We start from the raw sequence: 17,243 nt of genomic DNA on the forward strand, positions 1-17,243 counted from the left end.
TATGTGTCAAACTTATTGCTGATTGGTTGCTCCTCAGCAGAGCCAATGTCCTCTTCAGTTTGATGTGGTAATATAATTAATTTAAATTGAAAAATTACCAACTATTTTTGACCACATTACCTTTAATTTAAATAAATTTTTTTTCAATTGTTTATCTCCGTAGTTGAATTTGTTTTAAAGTATTGAAATACTTAAAATCAATGGGTTGTAATTATTTAGGTTTCGTCACGCATTGAGTTTTGCCTTTGTTGTTAGACAGTCTTTGACTTAAAAAAAACATAGGTTTATTGAAAGAAACAAAAAGATCATTAGAAGAAGAAATGAAAAAAATCGGTAAAAGCAGCGTTGGATTTTTCTTTTTCGTTGTTGCGATATCTGTGAATTTATTCCCAACCAACGACAAAACAATTCCACTTTATGTAAATATTTTTTTTTGCTGCGCAAAACTCCGTACTTCGTGGACCTATTTATGCCTCTTGGTATGAATATTATAAAAAATAGGAATTATAGAAATGAAAACGAAATAATGGGGCTCCAACTTTAGTGGTTTCAGCAAAGTAACAACCAGTATTCGGTTATGGGTTTAGGAACACTTTTGATATAGATTTCAAGTCACTCACTTTGAGCGGCTTAAATTTTAAATTTCGCATTTGCATTTTGAAATTGATATTAATAATGTCATTTCAATTTCTCTTTCATCTTTTTCCATCGGTATGCTCTGATAAATTCAACTTGTTCTTCGGTAACTAACAGCGGTTTTTTAGCAGTTTTTGCTTTCCAAAAACCATTCAAGTAATCCAGAAATAAAAACGGTTTCTTTTTGCGTAAAGCCAATTTTAGCGAGGCAATCGCAGTAATCCAAAAACCGTAGCCTAACGTATAAAAAGCTTCTCCTTGTTTATATCGCGCGGTTTTGTTGTAATTGGCTCCAGTAGGTTTCAGGTGTTTGACGTGTAAGGTTTCGTCGGTTTTTATTTTCCAATCGTAGAATTTACACAAAAGTTCATCAACGGTATCCCAACCCATTGCGGGTTTCAAACCGCCAATTTGCTTGAAAGTTGCCTTTCTATAGGTTTTTAACGCACCACGAATGTGGTCTTTGTCGGTTAGATTTTCCAGGACCCAATCGTTGTTTTTTTTGATGTAGCAAAAACCGCCCACCATTCCAATTTTGGCATCCGATTGAAAATGCTGGATTAACGATTCAAAATAATTCGGAGGAAATATCAAATCGGCATCGGCTTTTACAATAAAATCGTAATTTTCGTCTACTGAAGCTAATCCTTTATTAAAAGCATTGATAACCTTACTTCCCGGTAAATGAATCGCATCGGACGTGTTATTCACCATAGAAATAAACGGATATTCTTTGGCGAAAGCCGAAACAATTTCAGGAGTTTTATCCGTAGAACTATCATTGACCACGACAATTTTGGCAGGTAAAACCGTTTGTTCAACGAGTGATTGCAATGTTATTGCAATAAATTGTTCTTCGTTATAAGCGGGAATTATGACGTAATAAGTCCCCCCAACCCCAAAGGGAGAGCTTGATAAGTATTGTGTAGATTTTATGTCGTTCATTATAAAACTTGTGTTGCGTTTTAAATGCCTTCTTCGGGAGCCTGTACCTCCTTTTTGGGAGTTAGCAGGCTTCTTTCTGCATAAACTAAATAATACCTGGGGGTAAAAAATCGTAAAAGTGGCCGGAAACCAATTTTTTTCACTGGATGTGTAAATTGTGCGGAATCTATAATTTTGAAACCGGTTTTTTCTAAAAGCCAGTCGAGTTGCCAATCTTCAAATTCGTGGTAATGGCGGTCCCACTTGTCGGTTTTACTTTTATAAGCCGATTGAAACCACAGCCGCATCGGAATCGAAATCAAGACTTTGTTACATTTTACATTTTGCAAAACGGTATAAGGATTGAGTAAATGTTCGAAAATTTCAAAAGCAGTAAATACGCTGTAATGTTCGGATTGCAAAGCCGTTTGGTCGTTATCTAAATCTTCGCCTTTTGTATTGATTACTTGATATCCATTTTCGGTCATAATTTTCGAAAACGGGTTTGGCACACCTAAATCGAAAATCGTTTCGGAAGTCGAAATGTGTTTTTTTAAAAATTCTAGCGTGATGTTGAAGCGTTTGCTGGGAAAGGATTTTTCGTACATTTAAAAAATGTTTCAAGTTTTAAGTTTCAAGTTGAAACAGTGCACAAATTTACAAAGTTTTGGTTAGTAAATTGATTTTCGGGTGATTTTGTGTATTTAGATAAAAATCAGTGGCTTTTTATTTTAAATGGAACTCTCGGCTAAACTAGTATTTACATTTAAATATATTATAACGAGTTGTGTGTAAACGGAAAATATGATGCTGTCAACGGAAAAGTCACAGGCCCAGTTTCCTATATCGGCGTGCCGGGTGGCGTTTTACCTTGCGAAAAAACAGTATCTTTTAAGTCTAAATTGGCAAAGTAGATTGCAATTGATAGTTGGTTTATCTTTAAAAAATCCAATGCGCTAAGTAGCTTGGATTTTTGTATTTGATAAAACTACATTATTTAAAGAAACCTCTTTTCAGGTGATTGAACAAAGGGTTAATTCTATTTTTTGCTTTCTTGGTACGCTTCCCAAAGTGCTTCTCTATTGTTTATGGAAAATTCAACATTTCCACAACCGCAACAAATTTGAGCTAGTAAGTCACTTTCTTCAAATTTATTAAAAAAGGCCCTGTCTGTTTTCTGAATCGAAATAGATAAATTTCTTGGAATATTACCGTGAGAAAGATACATTATTCGCTCGTCTTTAATTATTTTATCGGAACCACATTTTGTACAATTCATCTGTAAAATTTTATTGTTTGAAAATTTAGCTTTAAAGATATTTGCTTTAGTATTTGCGAATTGAGCTCAAAACGTAGGAAAAAAATGACAAACAAAATGTTTACTTCATATTACTCCCGACTCCCATCTTCCTCACGAAACTTCGGGATTCCATCTCCTATCTCCTGGGTCTTATCTTCTTCGCTCCCCTCCTTCGGAGGGGTCGGGGGAGGCCTAAACCTGATATACCATTGCATTGATATTCATTCCAGCACCAACAGAGGCAAAAAGAATTATATCTCCCGATTGAAGTCTGTGATTTTCAAGATTTCCTTTGATGAGTAAATCGTATAACGTTGGAATTGTAGCCACACTCGAATTTCCTAATTTATGAATACTCATCGGCATAATATCAGCCGGAACGTCCATTTTGTAGAGTTTATAAAAACGTTGCAGAATGGCTTCGTCCATTTTTTCGTTCGCTTGGTGAATGAGTATTTTTTTAATCTGATTAATGTTCACACCGCTGTTTTCTAAACAAGTAGCCATTCCTTTGGGCACTTCTCTCAAAGCAAATTCGTAAATTTTACGACCATGCATTTTGATGTAACGCACGTCGGGGTTATGAGTGTTGTTGTTTGATTTTCCAAAAAATAAGTAATTGGCCTCGTCGAAAGTGTAAGATGCCGATTCATGTGCCAAAATTCCACCTTTGTCATCAGTTGCTGCAACTACTGTGGCTCCAGCTCCATCGGAATAAATCATGGAATCTCGATCGTGTGGATCTACAACTCTGGACAATGCTTCTGCGCCAATAACCAGACACTTTTTTGCCATTCCAGCTTTGATAAAAGCTTGTGCTTGGATAAAAGATTCTAACCATCCTGGACAACCAAAAAGCATGTCATACGCCACACATTTTGGGTTTTTTATGCGTAAATTGTACTTCACTTTAGACGCTAAACTGGGCAACATATCGCCTTGAATTGCTCCTTTTTTTACGTCGCCAAAATTATGCGCTACAATAATATAGTCTAGTGTTTCTGGGTCAATTTTAGAATCGGCGATGGCATTTTTAGCGGCTATTGTTGCCACGTCCGAGGTGTTCAAATTATCCGAAATGTACCGTCGTTCTTCAATACCTGTAATCTCTCGGAACTTTTGTGCAATAATTTCGTTGGAATGGGGGAAAGGAGTTCCGTCCTCGTTCAAAAACGTATGCTCTGAAAAATGGATATTGGATACAACTTCAGTAGGGATGTAACTTCCTGACCCTATTATTTTTATATTCATCGGATAATTTTATCTTGCTAAAATACTATTTTAAAATGTATTGACAATGAAAAAATACTATGCATGCATATAATTTTATTATTTTAACAATAATTTATTTTTTCAATCTTTTTTTTGTTGATTATGGATTTTAATTTGCATTATAGTAGCAATACTCAAAGCTTGCGTTTTGATTTTTTCTGCATTTGATCCTGAAAAGTTGTCGTCAACCGCAGTATTAAAATGGTTTAGCCAAATTTGGAATAATTCAGGCGATAGATATTCTTTAGCATTAATGTCCAAATGAATTTTTGTCAAATTATTAAAATAACCACCTGTATTGAAAAGGGATTGCGACCAAAATGTAACCAGAATAGGCAAATGTTCTTCGAGTTTAATTTTTACGATTTCGGTAAAAATATAGGCAATGGAAGCGTCACTTAATAGTTTTTTGTAGAATTCGTCTACTAAAAGGTATAAATCGTCGTTATTTTGTATGTCTTTCATTTCTGAACTATTTTAAAATGAAAAGAGGTTTTAAATCGAAACTTAAAACCTCTTTATGATATAAATTGTTAATTACATGTACGCTTCAATTGGAGCACAACTGCAAATTAAATTACGGTCGCCATACGTTTCATCTACACGACGTACACTTGGCCAGAATTTATTATCAGCAATATAGTCTAACGGAAAAGCAGCAGTTTCTCTTGAGTAAGGGAAGTTCCAAGTATCTGATGTTAACATAGCTAAAGTATGTGGTGCATTTTTCAACATATTGTTTGCATCTTCTTTTGTTGCTGCTTCAATTTCTTGGCGAATCGAAATCATTGCATCGCAAAAGCGGTCTAGTTCAGCAACATCTTCAGATTCTGTAGGTTCAATCATCAACGTTCCCGCAACTGGAAATGAAACAGTTGGAGCGTGAAATCCGTAATCCATCAATCGTTTGGCAATGTCGGTTACTTCAATTCCTTTTTCTTTGAACGAACGACAATCCAAAATCATTTCGTGTGCGGCACGTCCTTTCTCGCCTACATATAATATAGGATAGTGCTCTTCTAAACGCGCTTTCATGTAATTCGCATTCAAAATGGCATATTTCGTTGCATTGGTAATACCTTCAGCACCCAACATACAAATGTATCCATAAGAGATTAAACATACTAAAGCCGAACCATAAGGTGCTCCAGAAATAGCTGTAATGGCCTGGTCGCCACCTACTTTTACAAGCGGGTTGCTAGGCAAGAAAGGCACTAATTTTTCGTTTACACAAATTGGTCCAACACCCGGTCCACCACCACCGTGCGGGATAGCGAAGGTTTTGTGTAAGTTCAAGTGACAAACATCTGCTCCAATTGTTGCTGGATTGGTCAACCCAACTTGTGCATTCATGTTTGCTCCATCCATATAAACCAAGCCTCCATTGTCGTGGATAATCTGGGTAATTTCTCTAATGGCACTTTCAAAAACCCCGTGTGTTGAAGGATAGGTTACCATCAAGCAAGATAGTGTGTCTTTGTATTGAATCGCTTTGGCACGCACATCTTCTACGTCAATGTTTCCATTTTCCATAGTTTTGGTAACGATAATTTGCATTCCTGCCATCGCTGCCGAAGCGGGATTCGTTCCATGAGCCGAAGCGGGAATCAAGCAAACCGTTCTTTTGTCGTCGCCTCTGGATAAATGGTACGCACGAATCGTCATCAAGCCGGCGTATTCTCCTTGAGCTCCTGAATTGGGTTGCAAAGTGGTTCCTGCAAAACCTGTAATTACATTGAGTTGATGCTCTAATTTTTTCAGCATTTTGGTATAACCTTCTACCTGGTTTAGTGGTGCAAATGGATGAATTCCATTCCAATACGGCATACTCAAAGGCAACATTTCGGCGGCGGCATTTAGTTTCATTGTGCAAGAACCCAAGGCTATCATCGAATGGTTCAACGATAAATCTTTACGTTCTAATTTTTTGATGTAACGCATCAAACTCGTTTCGGAATGGTATTTATTGAAAACATCGTGTGTTAAAAAGGAAGAAGTACGGCTTAGACTTTCAGGATAGTTTACTTCTGAAACATTTTCAGAAACTTCAAAAGCATCTTTTCCAGTAGCTTCCGCAAAAACTGCGATAATTTCATTTAAATCTTGAAACGAAGTGGTTTCATTCATTGACATCGAAATGGTTTCGTTATCAATATAGAAAAAGTTGATTTCTTTTTGCTTGGCAATTTCTTTGACTTTGTTCGCATCGGCTTTTACTACGATGGTGTCAAAAAAAGCAGTATTGGTTTGGTAAACACCTAATTTATTTAAGGCATCTGCCAATGTCGAGGCTTTTGCATGCACTTTATTGGCGATATACATCAATCCTTTGGGACCGTGATATACGGCAAACATTCCTGCCATAACCGACAATAAAACTTGTGCTGTACAAATATTGGAAGTGGCTTTTTCACGTTTAATGTGTTGTTCACGTGTTTGCAAAGCCATTCGTAAAGCACGGTTTCCATTTATGTCTTGAGAAACACCAATGATTCGACCTGGCATCGAACGTTTATATTCGTCTTTGGTTGCAAAATAGGCCGCGTGTGGACCACCATAACCCATCGGAATTCCGAATCGTTGTGTGGTTCCTACAACAACTGCTGCACCCATTTCACCGGGAGGAGTAAGTTTTACAAGTGATAAAATATCAGCAGCAACTGCTACTTTTATTTCTTTTTCGTTGGCGGTTTTGATAAAATCAGCATAGTCGTAAACTTGACCGAATTTTCCAGGATATTGCAAAATAGCTCCGAAATATTCAGTTGAAAAATCAAATTCTTCGTGGTTTCCTACCACTAATTCTACACCAATTGGGGTTGAACGTGTTTGTAAAACGGACAAAGTTTGCGGTAAAATTTCTTCAGAAACAAAGAATTTACATACATTATTTTTTTTCTGATCTCGGGTTCGAACATCAAAAAGCAAAGCCATTGCTTCGGCGGCAGCGGTACTTTCGTCCAGTAATGAGGCATTGGCAATTTCCATTCCTGTTAATTCAATAACGGTGGTTTGGAAATTTAAAATCGCTTCTAATCTTCCTTGGGCAATCTCTGCTTGGTAAGGCGTGTAGGCGGTGTACCATCCTGGGTTTTCAAAAATGTTTCTCTGTATAGCTGGCGGCACGATAGTTGGGTGGTATCCCAATCCAATGTATGATTTAAAAACTTTATTGGTACGGCCTAAAACTCGGATGTGATTGGCATATTCATATTCGGACATAATGTGTTCCAAATCCAACGGTTTTTTCAAACGAATATCTGAGGGAATGGTTTCGAAAATTAGTTGGTCTAAGGTTTCAACTCCTATGGTTTCTAGCATTTTAGGCAAGTCATTTTCTCTTGGTCCTAAATGTCTTAAAGCAAATGAATCTGTTTTCATAAATTTGTACTGTAGTGTGTTATTTTCGTCGTGCAAAAGTACTTATATTCTTAAAAATAATTTGATTTTAACGTGCGAATTTTACGAATTTATCAAAGCTTTATCTTTTGTCTAGTTTGATTGATTATTTTTGTTTCAATGCAACTACTCAAACGACTTTTCGGTTTTTACATTCAGGCAAGTATTCATGTAGCTTTGGCGGTTTTGGCTCTGCTATTGGTTACTAATTTGATGTTTTACATACCCTTTGATAATGCCATTGCAGGGTTTGTTTTTTTTGGAACTGTATTTGGGTATAATTTTATCAAATACGAAGTTTTTTTTCGTCAGAAATTGCAATTTCGAAAAGCTTTGACACCTATATTGACGTTAAGTCTGTTTGCGTTTTTGGTTTGTGGCTATTTCTTTTTTCAGTTAAAATTTAAAACCCAAGTTGCAGCTTTGGTTTTTTTTGGGTTAACCTTTTTATATACAGTTCCCTTATTTTCTACTCAAACAAATATGCGAAATTGGTCGGGAATCAAAATTTATGTGGTGGCTTTTTGTTGGTCGGGAGTGACTATTTTATTACCTGTGATAAACTTTGGAATGGAAATTTATAAGGATATTTTTATCAAATTTTGTCAACGTTTTTTATTGGTAATCGTTTTGATTTTGATTTTTGAAATCATTGATTTAAAGAAAGATGACCCTGATTTATTGACTGTTCCGCAGAAAATTGGAATAAGCAAAACTAAGGCATTGGGTTATTTGCTACTAATTTCTTTTTATATCTTAGAATTTTTTAAATCGAACGTTGAGCATGTTCAATTGCTTGTAAATTTTATTTTAGTTGTTATTACCACACTTTTTTTGCATTTTTCCAATGAAAATCGAAATCGATATTACACTGCTTTCTGGGTCGAAAGTATTCCGGTGTTGTGGTTGGCGTTGATTATTGGTTTTCGGCAACTTTTTTGATATAATTGTTTCGTTCTTTGATAAAACGGGTCAAGTAATTCTTGAGGATTAATTGGTCAAATATTTTTCCAAATATCCAAAAAGGAGTTTGATATTCGATAGTATCGGTCACGATAGTATTTAAGCCTTCTTGAACAAAACAATGATGGTGTCGAAATTTTTTAAAGTGGACTTCTAACATTTCATCCACAAAATAATTGGGGTGTTCCATTTCAGGAATAACGCTTTTATGTTTCAAGTAAAATCCAAAATGTTTGCCACGCCATGTTACCGTTTCTCCTTTGTTGATTAATCCGGACGTGACACCGTCCATTGCAATTTCTTTCGATTTTGAAGTCGATAGTTTGTGAATATCAATGTTTCTATTAAGGTCGAAAACAAGTTGAATGGGTGCGTTTATCTTGGTAATGAGTTTAATTGTTGTCATTTTTGAAATTTAATTTGAAAAATATTCCCGTTAAAAGGGATGAAATGCTATAGCTAATGATTCCATAGTCACTAACAGAACCACCTATGGCTGAAAAAGTCATGACTATTCCTGTAATTGCAACAAATATTAAAATGACCTTTGCTTTCCATTCATCAAGATTTTTTTTTGCCAGATACCAGTATAAAAGGCTATATACAAGATAGGTAGGTGTTGAGAAGAAAAATCCAAAAATTATAAATAGAAAGTAGTATTCAAAAAAGCCAAACAATAGACTATCAATACTATCGACTAAGAGCATAATTTGTGCAATTACCGGTCCAATAAAAAGCGTGCTAAACCAATGTTTAATTAAATAGCTCCAACGCATAATTATCTAATTGAATTATGGATAAAAAGCAAGGTGTTTACCACTGCAAAAAGCAAAAATAGCATATTCATAAAATAACTTCCTATTTTAAACAAACGTCTTTTGGGAATGTCGTACATCGGGTAATAGGCAATTTGCGTAGCCACTTTTCCAACCCAATAGGCGGCAATTAGTCCTGTTACAGCGATGGCTAAATTAGATTGGTTTTTCAAGTCGTTCGGGAGTGTAATTGCAATTATTCCAAATGAGAAATTCAATCCTTGGATGTACCTTCCGTATGTTTTGGCAATTTCTTGGTTCAAGGGTTTGAGTTGTTTTACATCATTGTACCAATCAAACACTTGGTGGCGAATGTAAGGATAAATGAGTGCGGTAAAGATTTGGCCACAACCACTTGCGATAATGAGCCAGTTGGGGATAATTGGATTCATTTATTTCAGAATTTTTTTACTTTCAATGGTAATTTTTGAGCCTTTGGCTACAAAACAAGAAGCAGGTTTCAGGTTTTGCAAAAAAGCAAATTCTTTTCCGTAAACGGTTTCAAAATCTACATTTATATCAAAATTCCTCACAATATATTGTTGCCATCTGGGATGTGTTACTTCATATTCTACCGTTTTTTTACTTGGAGAAACAGTATAACCGTAGTAGTGCTCCGAAATAAATTCGGCCTCCGAGTTTTCTGTAATAGGAATAAGCTCTTTTTGCGTCTCAACCGAAATCGAATTCCAAATGTGGTTCTTTTTCCACTCATATTTAAACAATAAGGAATCATCGTCAGAAGTTCGTTTGTGTCGCATCGGCAACGTTTGGTACTGTTCGTTGTACAACGTATTGGCAACAAATGTTATGGCGTGTTTCGGTACAATCTCTTTAATGAAAACAACGCCACGTTTCCAAACGCCTTCATCGCATCGCTTGACGTAAAATCGTAAATTTACTTCCTCAAAATTGATGTGAAACGGAACTTTAAGGCCCATAATTTTTACCTCCTCAAACATAAAACCGATTAAACTAATGTAGCACTTGCCGTTCCATAAATCGATTTCTGTACCTTTTGGAACGTATTTTTCAAGAAATTGGGGATGGATTTCATAGTTGATGAAGATTAAATCGTTCCATTCCGCGTGCATAAAACTTCTTTTTTTAGAAGGAGTAGCATATATAATTATCGACAAGTAAAGGCAAAGCATGCATGGTAAAATCCAAAATAAATTAATGAATCTAGAGAATAACAATACAATAAATGTGATAATTAATCCTACAAAGTAGAGTTGTATGTAACCATTTTTTGGCTCTTTGATGATAAAGGCTATTGCAATAGCCAGCTGTAGTATTCCAGTAATTGCGATGGCATAAAATGTTAAATAAAAAAATGTTTCTTCAATAAAACCCAGTAAACAGCACGTTAATGGGATTAATAAAGCAATTGTATTCAAAATTTTGAGCGTTCGCATATTATTTACTTATTGTACTTTCAGAAAAAAATGAAAGTTTTGATTAAAAAAATACCCTTTTACTTCATGATTTTCAAAACCAGTCGGCCAATCCAATTGTCCTTGATTTCGGTGACTTTGTCAATCATATTATCGGCTTTTAGCACAAAATCATACAATTTAGAAGTTTGTTCGACAAAATGCTTGGTTTCCAAAGAAGTAGCAGGATTTATCGAAGATACATCTTTGAGCACTTTCAAAGCCGGTTTGATTTCTCGTTTGCTTCGTTCTTTTGCAATTTTTACGGCGAGTTCATCAAAATCTTTTTCGGCAATAAAATACTCTTTTCGCTCACCCGATTTATATTCTTTATACACAATTCCCCAATCCATTAAGGCACGTAAATTCATACTCGCATTACCGCGAGAAATCAGCAATTCTTCCATCACATCTTCCATTGACAGAGGTTCTGCAGAAACCATTAACAAGGCATGAATTTGTGCCATGGTTTTATTAATCCCCCATTGCGAACCTAAAGCGCCCCAGGTTTGAATGAATTTATTTTTTGCTTCGTTGAATTCCATACTACAAATGTAATTAAAAGTTTTTAAACTTTCAAAAATATGTGAAAGTTTGTTTTTGAAATTTAGAAATCTTGATTTTGAAAACTACATGCACTAAAAAACAGATATTATTGGTGATTAGTGCTGGTTTTATGGAGTTTTGAAAGAGGTGTTTAAATTTGTTGATTTAACTACTTATTTTAATTTTTTCTTCAATAGTGAGAATGATGTTATTTTTGCTGTAAAATGAAATCTTTTTTAGGATAAAAATTAAACTAGCGCGCTCTATATTTTTAACCACAAAATCAGCTATTTCATCGATCAATTTTGCCTGGGCATTTGAAAAAAAAGAAATTTCGCTCAAGAGGTTGATGAATTTAATTTCGCTCAATTGGAGTGCGATTTCTTTATATTCATTTACAAAAGTTAGGTTGTAAGCGTTTTTCAACATCTCGAATAAATCATTTCTTTTGTCGTCCAATTTCTTTATTTCAAAGTAGAAATTAAATGAATTTAAGTTTCCATTTTGGTAACTATTCCTAGCATTTACCATTACGGAGGCACGGTATCTTTTAAAATTTTCTGCCGTAGCATGTTCTTTTATAAATAAATATTCTTCTATTGAAAAGATGAATTTCCCGTAAATACTTAATACGTTGGCCAGCTTTTGTGTGTCGTTTGTTTTTTTATAGATATGAATTAAAAATTTAACATAAGGCAAATCGTAATCTGATTTCGAGTTTTGTTCTATTTGTTCCAAACAATATTTTTCAGCCGTTTCTAATTGATTTATTTTAATTAATTCAACAATCAATAACAAATTATGTTCGTTTTGAAATCTTCTAGAACGGAATTTTTCTATATGTTGCTCAAATATTTTATTTTCTGAAAAAACATTTAGTAAAAAGTGCTCTAATTCGAAAATGGGCAGAGAAAACGATTTCTTACAATTTTCGTAAAGTGTGTTGAAATTCTGTTCTAAATTAGTTACTACAAATTGCTGTTGAGTTTCATTTACTTTGGAAAAATCATAAATATTCTTTACCAAATTAAGTTCTAGAACTAAAAATTTATCTTGAAATAGTAAGTTGGAATAAAACTGTACTGCATTTTGCCAAGCTACCACATCTTTAAGGTTAAAAATAGCTTTTAGTTGGAGTTCAGAAATATTTTTAATGAGTGTATTAATTCGACTGCTTGAAGTATAATACTCATAATTTATTCCCTCGAGTTCTGTAATTAAACTCGTAAATAGTTCGTGATTTTCTTTAGAAACTTTTGCAAAAATAAAATCAAAAGCTGGTTTTAATGCTATAGTTAAAACATCTACAATTTTCTTGACTTCATTGGTTTCAATCGATTTACGTTTGCCAATAATGGAGATAATACTTTCTTTGACGGTCTTTTTAATAAATGCCGAATCAATTGAAACGGTTTGATTGCTAAAGTTGTTCTTAAAAACAAAAGCCAATTCTTTATTTTTGTTTAAAGTTTCAGAAATCCAGAGCCGCAAAGTTGCATTATCTACTGTTTCTAAAACTTGGTCAATTTCAGAAAGTTTGCGTTTTACGGGTTTTTTAATAGCCGTTTTTTCTTTTTTATTTTCAGCAAGAAATTGTGCCAGTGCAATAATATGATTGCAGGTTCCTCCATTTTCGCAATCGCAACTGCTTTCTTTGATGTTTTTTTTGGAATCCAAAACCAATTGAACATCATAGCTGTTTGAATTTTCATCCACATAAGCCACAAAAACGTTTTTACTTGTTTCGTCTAAATCTCGAACGACCAATTTTTGGGTAGTTTTTAGTTTGGATTGATGTTCTTTTAAGAAAGTTGTAAGTGTCATTTTTCTTGAGATTTATAAAATTGAGTAAATTATTTGTAAAATGATTGTTAAATTTTCTCTGATAATCCTTTTACAATTAATTATTAACATATTAAATCAGCCCAGCCCGTTTCAACAACGCCTCAGGCTTTGGTTCTTGACCTCTAAATTTTTTGTACAAAATCATCGGATGTTCGGTGCCGCCTTTTGAAAGGATATTTTCTTTGAATTTTGTAGCCACTTCTTTATCGAAAATTCCTTTTTCTTGGAAATAGGCAAACGCATCGGCATCGAGAACTTCAGCCCATTTGTAACTGTAATATCCAGAAGAATATCCGCCTTGAAAAATATGAGAAAACGAAGTACTCATGCAATTTTCAGCAACATCAGGATACAATTTGGTGTTTTCAAAGGCTTTCTCTTCAAATGCTTTTACATCTTCAATAGTTTGCGGTTTTCCGTGATACGTCATATCTAATAAACCAAAACTCAATTGCCGCATTGTAGCCATTCCTTCTTGAAAACTCGCACTCTCTTTGATTTTTTCGACATATTCTTGCGGAATAATTTCGCCTGTTTCGTAATGTATGGCAAACAAAGCCAAGGCTTCAGGTTCGTAACACCAATTCTCGAAAATTTGACTTGGCAATTCCACAAAATCCCAATAAACCGATGTTCCCGATAAACTAGGATAAACCGTATTGGCCAACATACCGTGTAACCCATGACCAAATTCGTGGAACAAAGTAGTCACTTCGTTAAAGGTCAAGAGAGAAGGTTTGGTTGCCGTTGGTGGTGTAAAATTGCAAACATTCGAAATATGGGGACGGTCGTTTTTACCGTTCCGAATCGATTGTGATTTGTACGAAGTCATCCAAGCGCCGTTTCGTTTTCCTTTTCTTGGAAAAAAATCGGCATAGAATATGGCGACTAATTCGTTTTTTTCATCCGTTACTTCATAGGTAACAACGTCTTTGTGGTATTTATCGATGTCGAAAACTTCGGTGAAGGTCAGTCCAAATAATTTTCCAGCAATGGTAAAAGCACCGTTCAACACAGTTGACAATTGAAAATAAGGTTTCAATTTTTCATCATCCAAATTGAATAATTTTTGCTTTAATTTTTCTGAATAATAACTGCTGTCCCATTTTTCTAAATGATCAATTCCATCCAATTCTTTGGCAAAAGCGGTAAGTTCTTCAAATTCTTTATTGGCAGCCGGCTTGGCTTTTTCCAATAAATCATTCAAAAATGAAATTACTTTATCGGGATTTTGAGCCATTCGTTCTTCCAAAACAAAATGGGCATGTGACTCATAACCCAATAAATTTGCTCGTTCATGACGCAAACGAACAATGTTTTTTACGTTTTCTTGGTTGTCAAATTCATTGTTTTGAAACGCTTTTTTTCCAGCTGCAATACTGATTTCTTTTCGCAATTCGCGATTCTCGGCATAGGTTACAAAAGGCAAATAACTTGGATAATCAAGCGTAAAAATCCAACCTTCTAGGTTTCTCGTTTCGGCTTCGGCTCTTGCGGCTTCTAGTACACCTTCGGGCAAACCTTTTAAATCAGCTTCAGCAGTGATGTGCAAATGGTAGTTATTGGTTTCAGCGAGAACATTTTCGCCAAAAGTCAATTTTAGTTTTGACAATTGCGTGTCAATTTCACGCAGTTTTGATTTTTGTTCGTCGTTCAATAAAGCCCCATTTCGAACAAAACCTTTGTATTTTTTTTCAAGTAAAGTAAGTTGTTCGGCAGTTAAATTCAAACTTTCTTTTACATCGTGAATAGCTTTTACGCGCTTAAATAAATCTTCATTTAAGGTGATGTCGTTACTAAATTCAGTTAAAAGTGGCGAAACTTCCTGTGCGATTTTCTGCATTTCATCTGAAGTTTCGGCAGAATTTAGATTAAAAAAAATGGAAGACAATCGATCTAAAGCATTTCCAGAAAAATCCAAAGCTTCGATGGTATTTTCGAAAGTGGGCGTTTCGGGATTGTTGATAATAACGTCAATTTCCGCTTTTGCCGCTTTTATATTTTCTTCGAAAGCGGGTTTGTAATCGTCCATTTTTATTTGAGAAAATGGAGCTGTTTCGTATTTTGTGGTGAATTTTTCCTTTAGGGACAGGTCGCGACCTGTCCGTACGTGTTGTGAATCGGGAGATTTAGTATCTTGCATGTTTTTTTATAATTTTTTAGCCGCGAATCCCGAAGTTTCGGGAGCAAGGCACAACGTTTTTTTATTGTTATAATTTAAAGTTTTTTAAATCTTGATAAGTGTTCCAAAAACGCAGTAATTCAAGCGTTTCGGAATTGATTTTGTAGTAAAGCGTAATTTGTTTTGTGATTACAACCTTATTTACATTTCGATAATTTGTAGAAATAAACACAACATTTTTTTGAGAAAGTAACGTAATAGTTTCGTCTACTTTTTCAATAAATCGAACCACATCGTTAAAAGTCCATTCGGCTTCTAAATAATCGATGTTTTGCCAATAATCTTTTTTGGCTTGAGGCGACCAAATTATCTTCATCATTGAAAATACTTTGAATAACGTATTTTGGTTTCTTCTGCAACGATGTGATGAGGAATTCCTTCCTCGTTTTGTAGTGCATAAAGCGCTTCATCAATCGCATCTTTTTGATTTTGAGTCAAAACGTCTTTTGATTGAATCAAAGAAATTATTTCCTCAATTAAAGAAGAATTCTCTATGTCAAGAATCACTTTTGCCAATTCGATTTTTGAAGTTTGAATATCCATACTTTTGTTTTTATCAAAGTTACAAATTTAATTAATAACCTATGTAAGCGAATGCAAATCTGAATGTATAGTCTTTTTTTTTCCAATGAATCAAAAAGACACAAAGTTTTTAAATTAAGATTTGCCAATTGATTCAAGACTAATTATAACTGATAGTTTAGCCCAGATAGAAATGGAATTGAAAATCATCGAATACCGAAAAAGTCAGATATCAATGAGATAAATCTTTTTATTTTTTTCTTTAAAAAAAGAAAAGATTGAAATGGATAGCTGGAAATAGCTTCTGAAAAAAAATAACTTATTTTCCTAAATTTTCCGAAGCTTTAAGAACAGCTTGTTTCAAACCTTCCTTATACGTTATCATTTTTTCTAAAATTTCAGGATTGGAACTTCCGATAATTTGAGCTGCTAAGATTCCAGCGTTTTTTGCTCCATTCAAGGCTACTGTTGCAACCGGTACACCGCCTGGCATTTGCAAAATGGACAAAACAGAATCCCAACCATCAATGGAATTACTTGATTTTACGGGAACCCCAATGACGGGAAGTGGCGACATAGAGGCAACCATTCCTGGTAAATGTGCCGCACCACCTGCTCCAGCGATAATGACATGTACACCTTTTTTATGTGCATTTTGACTAAAATCAAAAAGTTTCTCGGGCGTACGATGTGCCGAAACAATGTCAACTTCCGTTTCGATTCCGAATTCTTTTAAGATGTTGATGGCGTCTTGCATCACCGGCATGTCGGAAATGGAACCCATTACTATGGCTACTTTCATTTTAAGTTTATTTAGTTAATTAGAGTGGAATCATATTCCAAATATCAATATTAAATTCTTCTTGAATAGCTCGGAAGTATTTAATATAATCGATTTCTAAATTGATTAATTCTTCAAAATAAGCTTTTTCGTTTCCTTGAAAACCTCTACTGATAATTATTTCTTTCCTTCTTTCAATATATTTTTTTCTGTTCTTTACAAAGATTTCATCATTAAGGTTCAGTAAATCTATCAAGTTTTTCGCTTCTATATCATCGGGTTTATGTAGAAAATAACCATCAGAATAAATTAATCTTTCTTCAAGATTTTCATCTGTTGGATATAGAATTGGTTCAAGCCAATGTGTTCTTTTGGCATTGTTAGGTTTATGTTTGACCATAAACCAATTTTCATAAGAATCATTTGCAGTGTATTTCAGGCCTGGATTAAAATGCTCGATGTCAACGGCATCATTAATACCAATATATTCTTCAGTGTAAGCACAGAAGTTTTTTTGTTCTCGTAATAAAATAGACCGTAATCTTTTATTACTCCCTTTTTTATAAATAATATTTTGCAGAACAATTTGAGAGTTAGGATACTTTATAATTCTTTTCATATT

General features: G+C 34.5%; 18 protein-coding genes. 1 reads left to right on the forward strand and 17 read right to left on the reverse strand.

Annotated elements, in window-relative coordinates:
- Positions 1-678 precede the first annotated feature (678 nt).
- The 6 genes from ACIQ2X_RS00915 to gcvP form a co-directional block, all read right to left on the reverse strand.
- Positions 679-1,581 (reverse strand): glycosyltransferase, encoded by a 903-nt coding sequence (locus tag ACIQ2X_RS00915; RefSeq protein ID WP_396176990.1) that lies wholly within the window; start codon positions 1,579-1,581, stop codon positions 679-681.
- Positions 1,582-1,601: 20 nt separating this feature from the next.
- A complete protein-coding gene (locus tag ACIQ2X_RS00920) occupies positions 1,602-2,168 on the reverse strand; it encodes a methyltransferase (protein WP_396176991.1) in 567 nt (188 codons plus the stop codon).
- Positions 2,169-2,599: 431 nt separating this feature from the next.
- Positions 2,600-2,839, reverse strand: a complete 240-nt coding sequence (locus tag ACIQ2X_RS00925) for a hypothetical protein (protein ID WP_396176992.1) — start codon at positions 2,837-2,839, stop codon at positions 2,600-2,602.
- 213 nt (positions 2,840-3,052) lie between these two features.
- Positions 3,053-4,111 carry a 3-oxoacyl-ACP synthase III family protein gene (locus tag ACIQ2X_RS00930; RefSeq protein WP_396176993.1) on the reverse strand — a complete coding sequence of 353 codons (1,059 nt, stop codon included), beginning with the start codon at positions 4,109-4,111 and terminating at the stop codon, positions 3,053-3,055.
- Positions 4,112-4,213: 102 nt separating this feature from the next.
- The gene (locus ACIQ2X_RS00935; RefSeq protein ID WP_396176994.1) at positions 4,214-4,597 is read right to left on the reverse strand and encodes a group III truncated hemoglobin; all 384 of its coding nucleotides are present in this window, start codon (positions 4,595-4,597) and stop codon (positions 4,214-4,216) included.
- Between the two features lie 72 nt (positions 4,598-4,669).
- The gene (gene gcvP, locus ACIQ2X_RS00940; protein WP_396176995.1) at positions 4,670-7,513 is read right to left on the reverse strand and encodes an aminomethyl-transferring glycine dehydrogenase; all 2,844 of its coding nucleotides are present in this window, start codon (positions 7,511-7,513) and stop codon (positions 4,670-4,672) included.
- A 138-nt stretch (positions 7,514-7,651) separates the two neighbouring features.
- On the opposite strand from gcvP, the gene ACIQ2X_RS00945 reads away from it, so the two are divergent.
- On the forward strand, positions 7,652-8,473 hold the full coding sequence (locus ACIQ2X_RS00945; protein WP_396176996.1) for a hypothetical protein: 822 nt from the start codon (positions 7,652-7,654) through the stop codon (positions 8,471-8,473).
- On the opposite strand, the gene ACIQ2X_RS00950 is transcribed toward ACIQ2X_RS00945, so the two are convergent.
- The 11 genes from ACIQ2X_RS00950 to ACIQ2X_RS01000 form a co-directional block, all read right to left on the reverse strand.
- Entirely contained in the window at positions 8,448-8,900 is a 453-nt protein-coding gene (locus ACIQ2X_RS00950; RefSeq protein ID WP_396176997.1) for a cell division protein, read from the reverse strand. The two genes, ACIQ2X_RS00945 and ACIQ2X_RS00950, sit on opposite strands and share 26 nt — an antisense overlap.
- Positions 8,887-9,270 (reverse strand): hypothetical protein, encoded by a 384-nt coding sequence (locus tag ACIQ2X_RS00955; protein WP_396176998.1) that lies wholly within the window; start codon positions 9,268-9,270, stop codon positions 8,887-8,889. Before ACIQ2X_RS00955 ends, ACIQ2X_RS00950 begins: the two co-directional genes overlap by 14 nt.
- A gap of 2 nt (positions 9,271-9,272) precedes the next feature.
- The gene (locus ACIQ2X_RS00960) at positions 9,273-9,701 is read right to left on the reverse strand and encodes a hypothetical protein (protein WP_396176999.1); all 429 of its coding nucleotides are present in this window, start codon (positions 9,699-9,701) and stop codon (positions 9,273-9,275) included.
- A complete protein-coding gene (locus ACIQ2X_RS00965) occupies positions 9,702-10,709 on the reverse strand; it encodes a YqjF family protein (protein WP_396177000.1) in 1,008 nt (335 codons plus the stop codon). It abuts the gene before it with no gap.
- A 77-nt stretch (positions 10,710-10,786) separates the two neighbouring features.
- On the reverse strand, positions 10,787-11,290 hold the full coding sequence (locus ACIQ2X_RS00970) for a GbsR/MarR family transcriptional regulator (RefSeq protein WP_396177001.1): 504 nt from the start codon (positions 11,288-11,290) through the stop codon (positions 10,787-10,789).
- Positions 11,291-11,456: 166 nt separating this feature from the next.
- On the reverse strand, positions 11,457-13,115 hold the full coding sequence (locus tag ACIQ2X_RS00975) for an SWIM zinc finger family protein (protein ID WP_396177002.1): 1,659 nt from the start codon (positions 13,113-13,115) through the stop codon (positions 11,457-11,459).
- A 91-nt stretch (positions 13,116-13,206) separates the two neighbouring features.
- Positions 13,207-15,279 (reverse strand): M3 family metallopeptidase, encoded by a 2,073-nt coding sequence (locus ACIQ2X_RS00980; protein ID WP_396177003.1) that lies wholly within the window; start codon positions 15,277-15,279, stop codon positions 13,207-13,209.
- A 67-nt stretch (positions 15,280-15,346) separates the two neighbouring features.
- Positions 15,347-15,637 carry a type II toxin-antitoxin system RelE/ParE family toxin gene (locus tag ACIQ2X_RS00985; protein ID WP_396177004.1) on the reverse strand — a complete coding sequence of 97 codons (291 nt, stop codon included), beginning with the start codon at positions 15,635-15,637 and terminating at the stop codon, positions 15,347-15,349.
- Positions 15,634-15,861, reverse strand: a complete 228-nt coding sequence (locus ACIQ2X_RS00990; RefSeq protein WP_396177005.1) for a hypothetical protein — start codon at positions 15,859-15,861, stop codon at positions 15,634-15,636. The genes ACIQ2X_RS00985 and ACIQ2X_RS00990 overlap by 4 nt, the downstream gene beginning before the upstream one ends.
- A 298-nt stretch (positions 15,862-16,159) precedes the next feature.
- Positions 16,160-16,642 (reverse strand): 5-(carboxyamino)imidazole ribonucleotide mutase, encoded by a 483-nt coding sequence (purE, locus tag ACIQ2X_RS00995; RefSeq protein WP_396177006.1) that lies wholly within the window; start codon positions 16,640-16,642, stop codon positions 16,160-16,162.
- 19 nt (positions 16,643-16,661) lie between these two features.
- The gene (locus ACIQ2X_RS01000; protein WP_396177007.1) at positions 16,662-17,240 is read right to left on the reverse strand and encodes an HNH endonuclease domain-containing protein; all 579 of its coding nucleotides are present in this window, start codon (positions 17,238-17,240) and stop codon (positions 16,662-16,664) included.
- Positions 17,241-17,243 lie beyond the last annotated feature (3 nt).

Source organism: Flavobacterium sp., from assembly GCF_044368625.1.
Lineage (GTDB): Bacteria > Bacteroidota > Bacteroidia > Flavobacteriales > Flavobacteriaceae > Flavobacterium.

What these genes read in the sequence shown, in the direction of transcription:
- gcvP (WP_396176995.1), bottom strand. Translation starts at nt 7,513, where the DNA reads ATGAAAACAGATTCATTTGCTTTAAGACATTTAGGACCAAGAGAAAAT.
- ACIQ2X_RS00960 (WP_396176999.1), bottom strand. Translation starts at nt 9,701, where the DNA reads ATGAATCCAATTATCCCCAACTGGCTCATTATCGCAAGTGGTTGTGGC.
- ACIQ2X_RS00945 (WP_396176996.1), top strand. Translation starts at nt 7,652, where the DNA reads ATGCAACTACTCAAACGACTTTTCGGTTTTTACATTCAGGCAAGTATT.
- ACIQ2X_RS00975 (WP_396177002.1), bottom strand. Translation starts at nt 13,115, where the DNA reads ATGACACTTACAACTTTCTTAAAAGAACATCAATCCAAACTAAAAACT.
- ACIQ2X_RS00930 (WP_396176993.1), bottom strand. Translation starts at nt 4,111, where the DNA reads ATGAATATAAAAATAATAGGGTCAGGAAGTTACATCCCTACTGAAGTT.
- ACIQ2X_RS00950 (WP_396176997.1), bottom strand. Translation starts at nt 8,900, where the DNA reads ATGACAACAATTAAACTCATTACCAAGATAAACGCACCCATTCAACTT.
- ACIQ2X_RS00955 (WP_396176998.1), bottom strand. Translation starts at nt 9,270, where the DNA reads ATGCGTTGGAGCTATTTAATTAAACATTGGTTTAGCACGCTTTTTATT.
- ACIQ2X_RS01000 (WP_396177007.1), bottom strand. Translation starts at nt 17,240, where the DNA reads ATGAAAAGAATTATAAAGTATCCTAACTCTCAAATTGTTCTGCAAAAT.
- ACIQ2X_RS00985 (WP_396177004.1), bottom strand. Translation starts at nt 15,637, where the DNA reads ATGATGAAGATAATTTGGTCGCCTCAAGCCAAAAAAGATTATTGGCAA.
- ACIQ2X_RS00980 (WP_396177003.1), bottom strand. Translation starts at nt 15,279, where the DNA reads ATGCAAGATACTAAATCTCCCGATTCACAACACGTACGGACAGGTCGC.
- purE (WP_396177006.1), bottom strand. Translation starts at nt 16,642, where the DNA reads ATGAAAGTAGCCATAGTAATGGGTTCCATTTCCGACATGCCGGTGATG.
- ACIQ2X_RS00990 (WP_396177005.1), bottom strand. Translation starts at nt 15,861, where the DNA reads ATGGATATTCAAACTTCAAAAATCGAATTGGCAAAAGTGATTCTTGAC.
- ACIQ2X_RS00925 (WP_396176992.1), bottom strand. Translation starts at nt 2,839, where the DNA reads ATGAATTGTACAAAATGTGGTTCCGATAAAATAATTAAAGACGAGCGA.
- ACIQ2X_RS00970 (WP_396177001.1), bottom strand. Translation starts at nt 11,290, where the DNA reads ATGGAATTCAACGAAGCAAAAAATAAATTCATTCAAACCTGGGGCGCT.
- ACIQ2X_RS00935 (WP_396176994.1), bottom strand. Translation starts at nt 4,597, where the DNA reads ATGAAAGACATACAAAATAACGACGATTTATACCTTTTAGTAGACGAA.
- ACIQ2X_RS00920 (WP_396176991.1), bottom strand. Translation starts at nt 2,168, where the DNA reads ATGTACGAAAAATCCTTTCCCAGCAAACGCTTCAACATCACGCTAGAA.
- ACIQ2X_RS00915 (WP_396176990.1), bottom strand. Translation starts at nt 1,581, where the DNA reads ATGAACGACATAAAATCTACACAATACTTATCAAGCTCTCCCTTTGGG.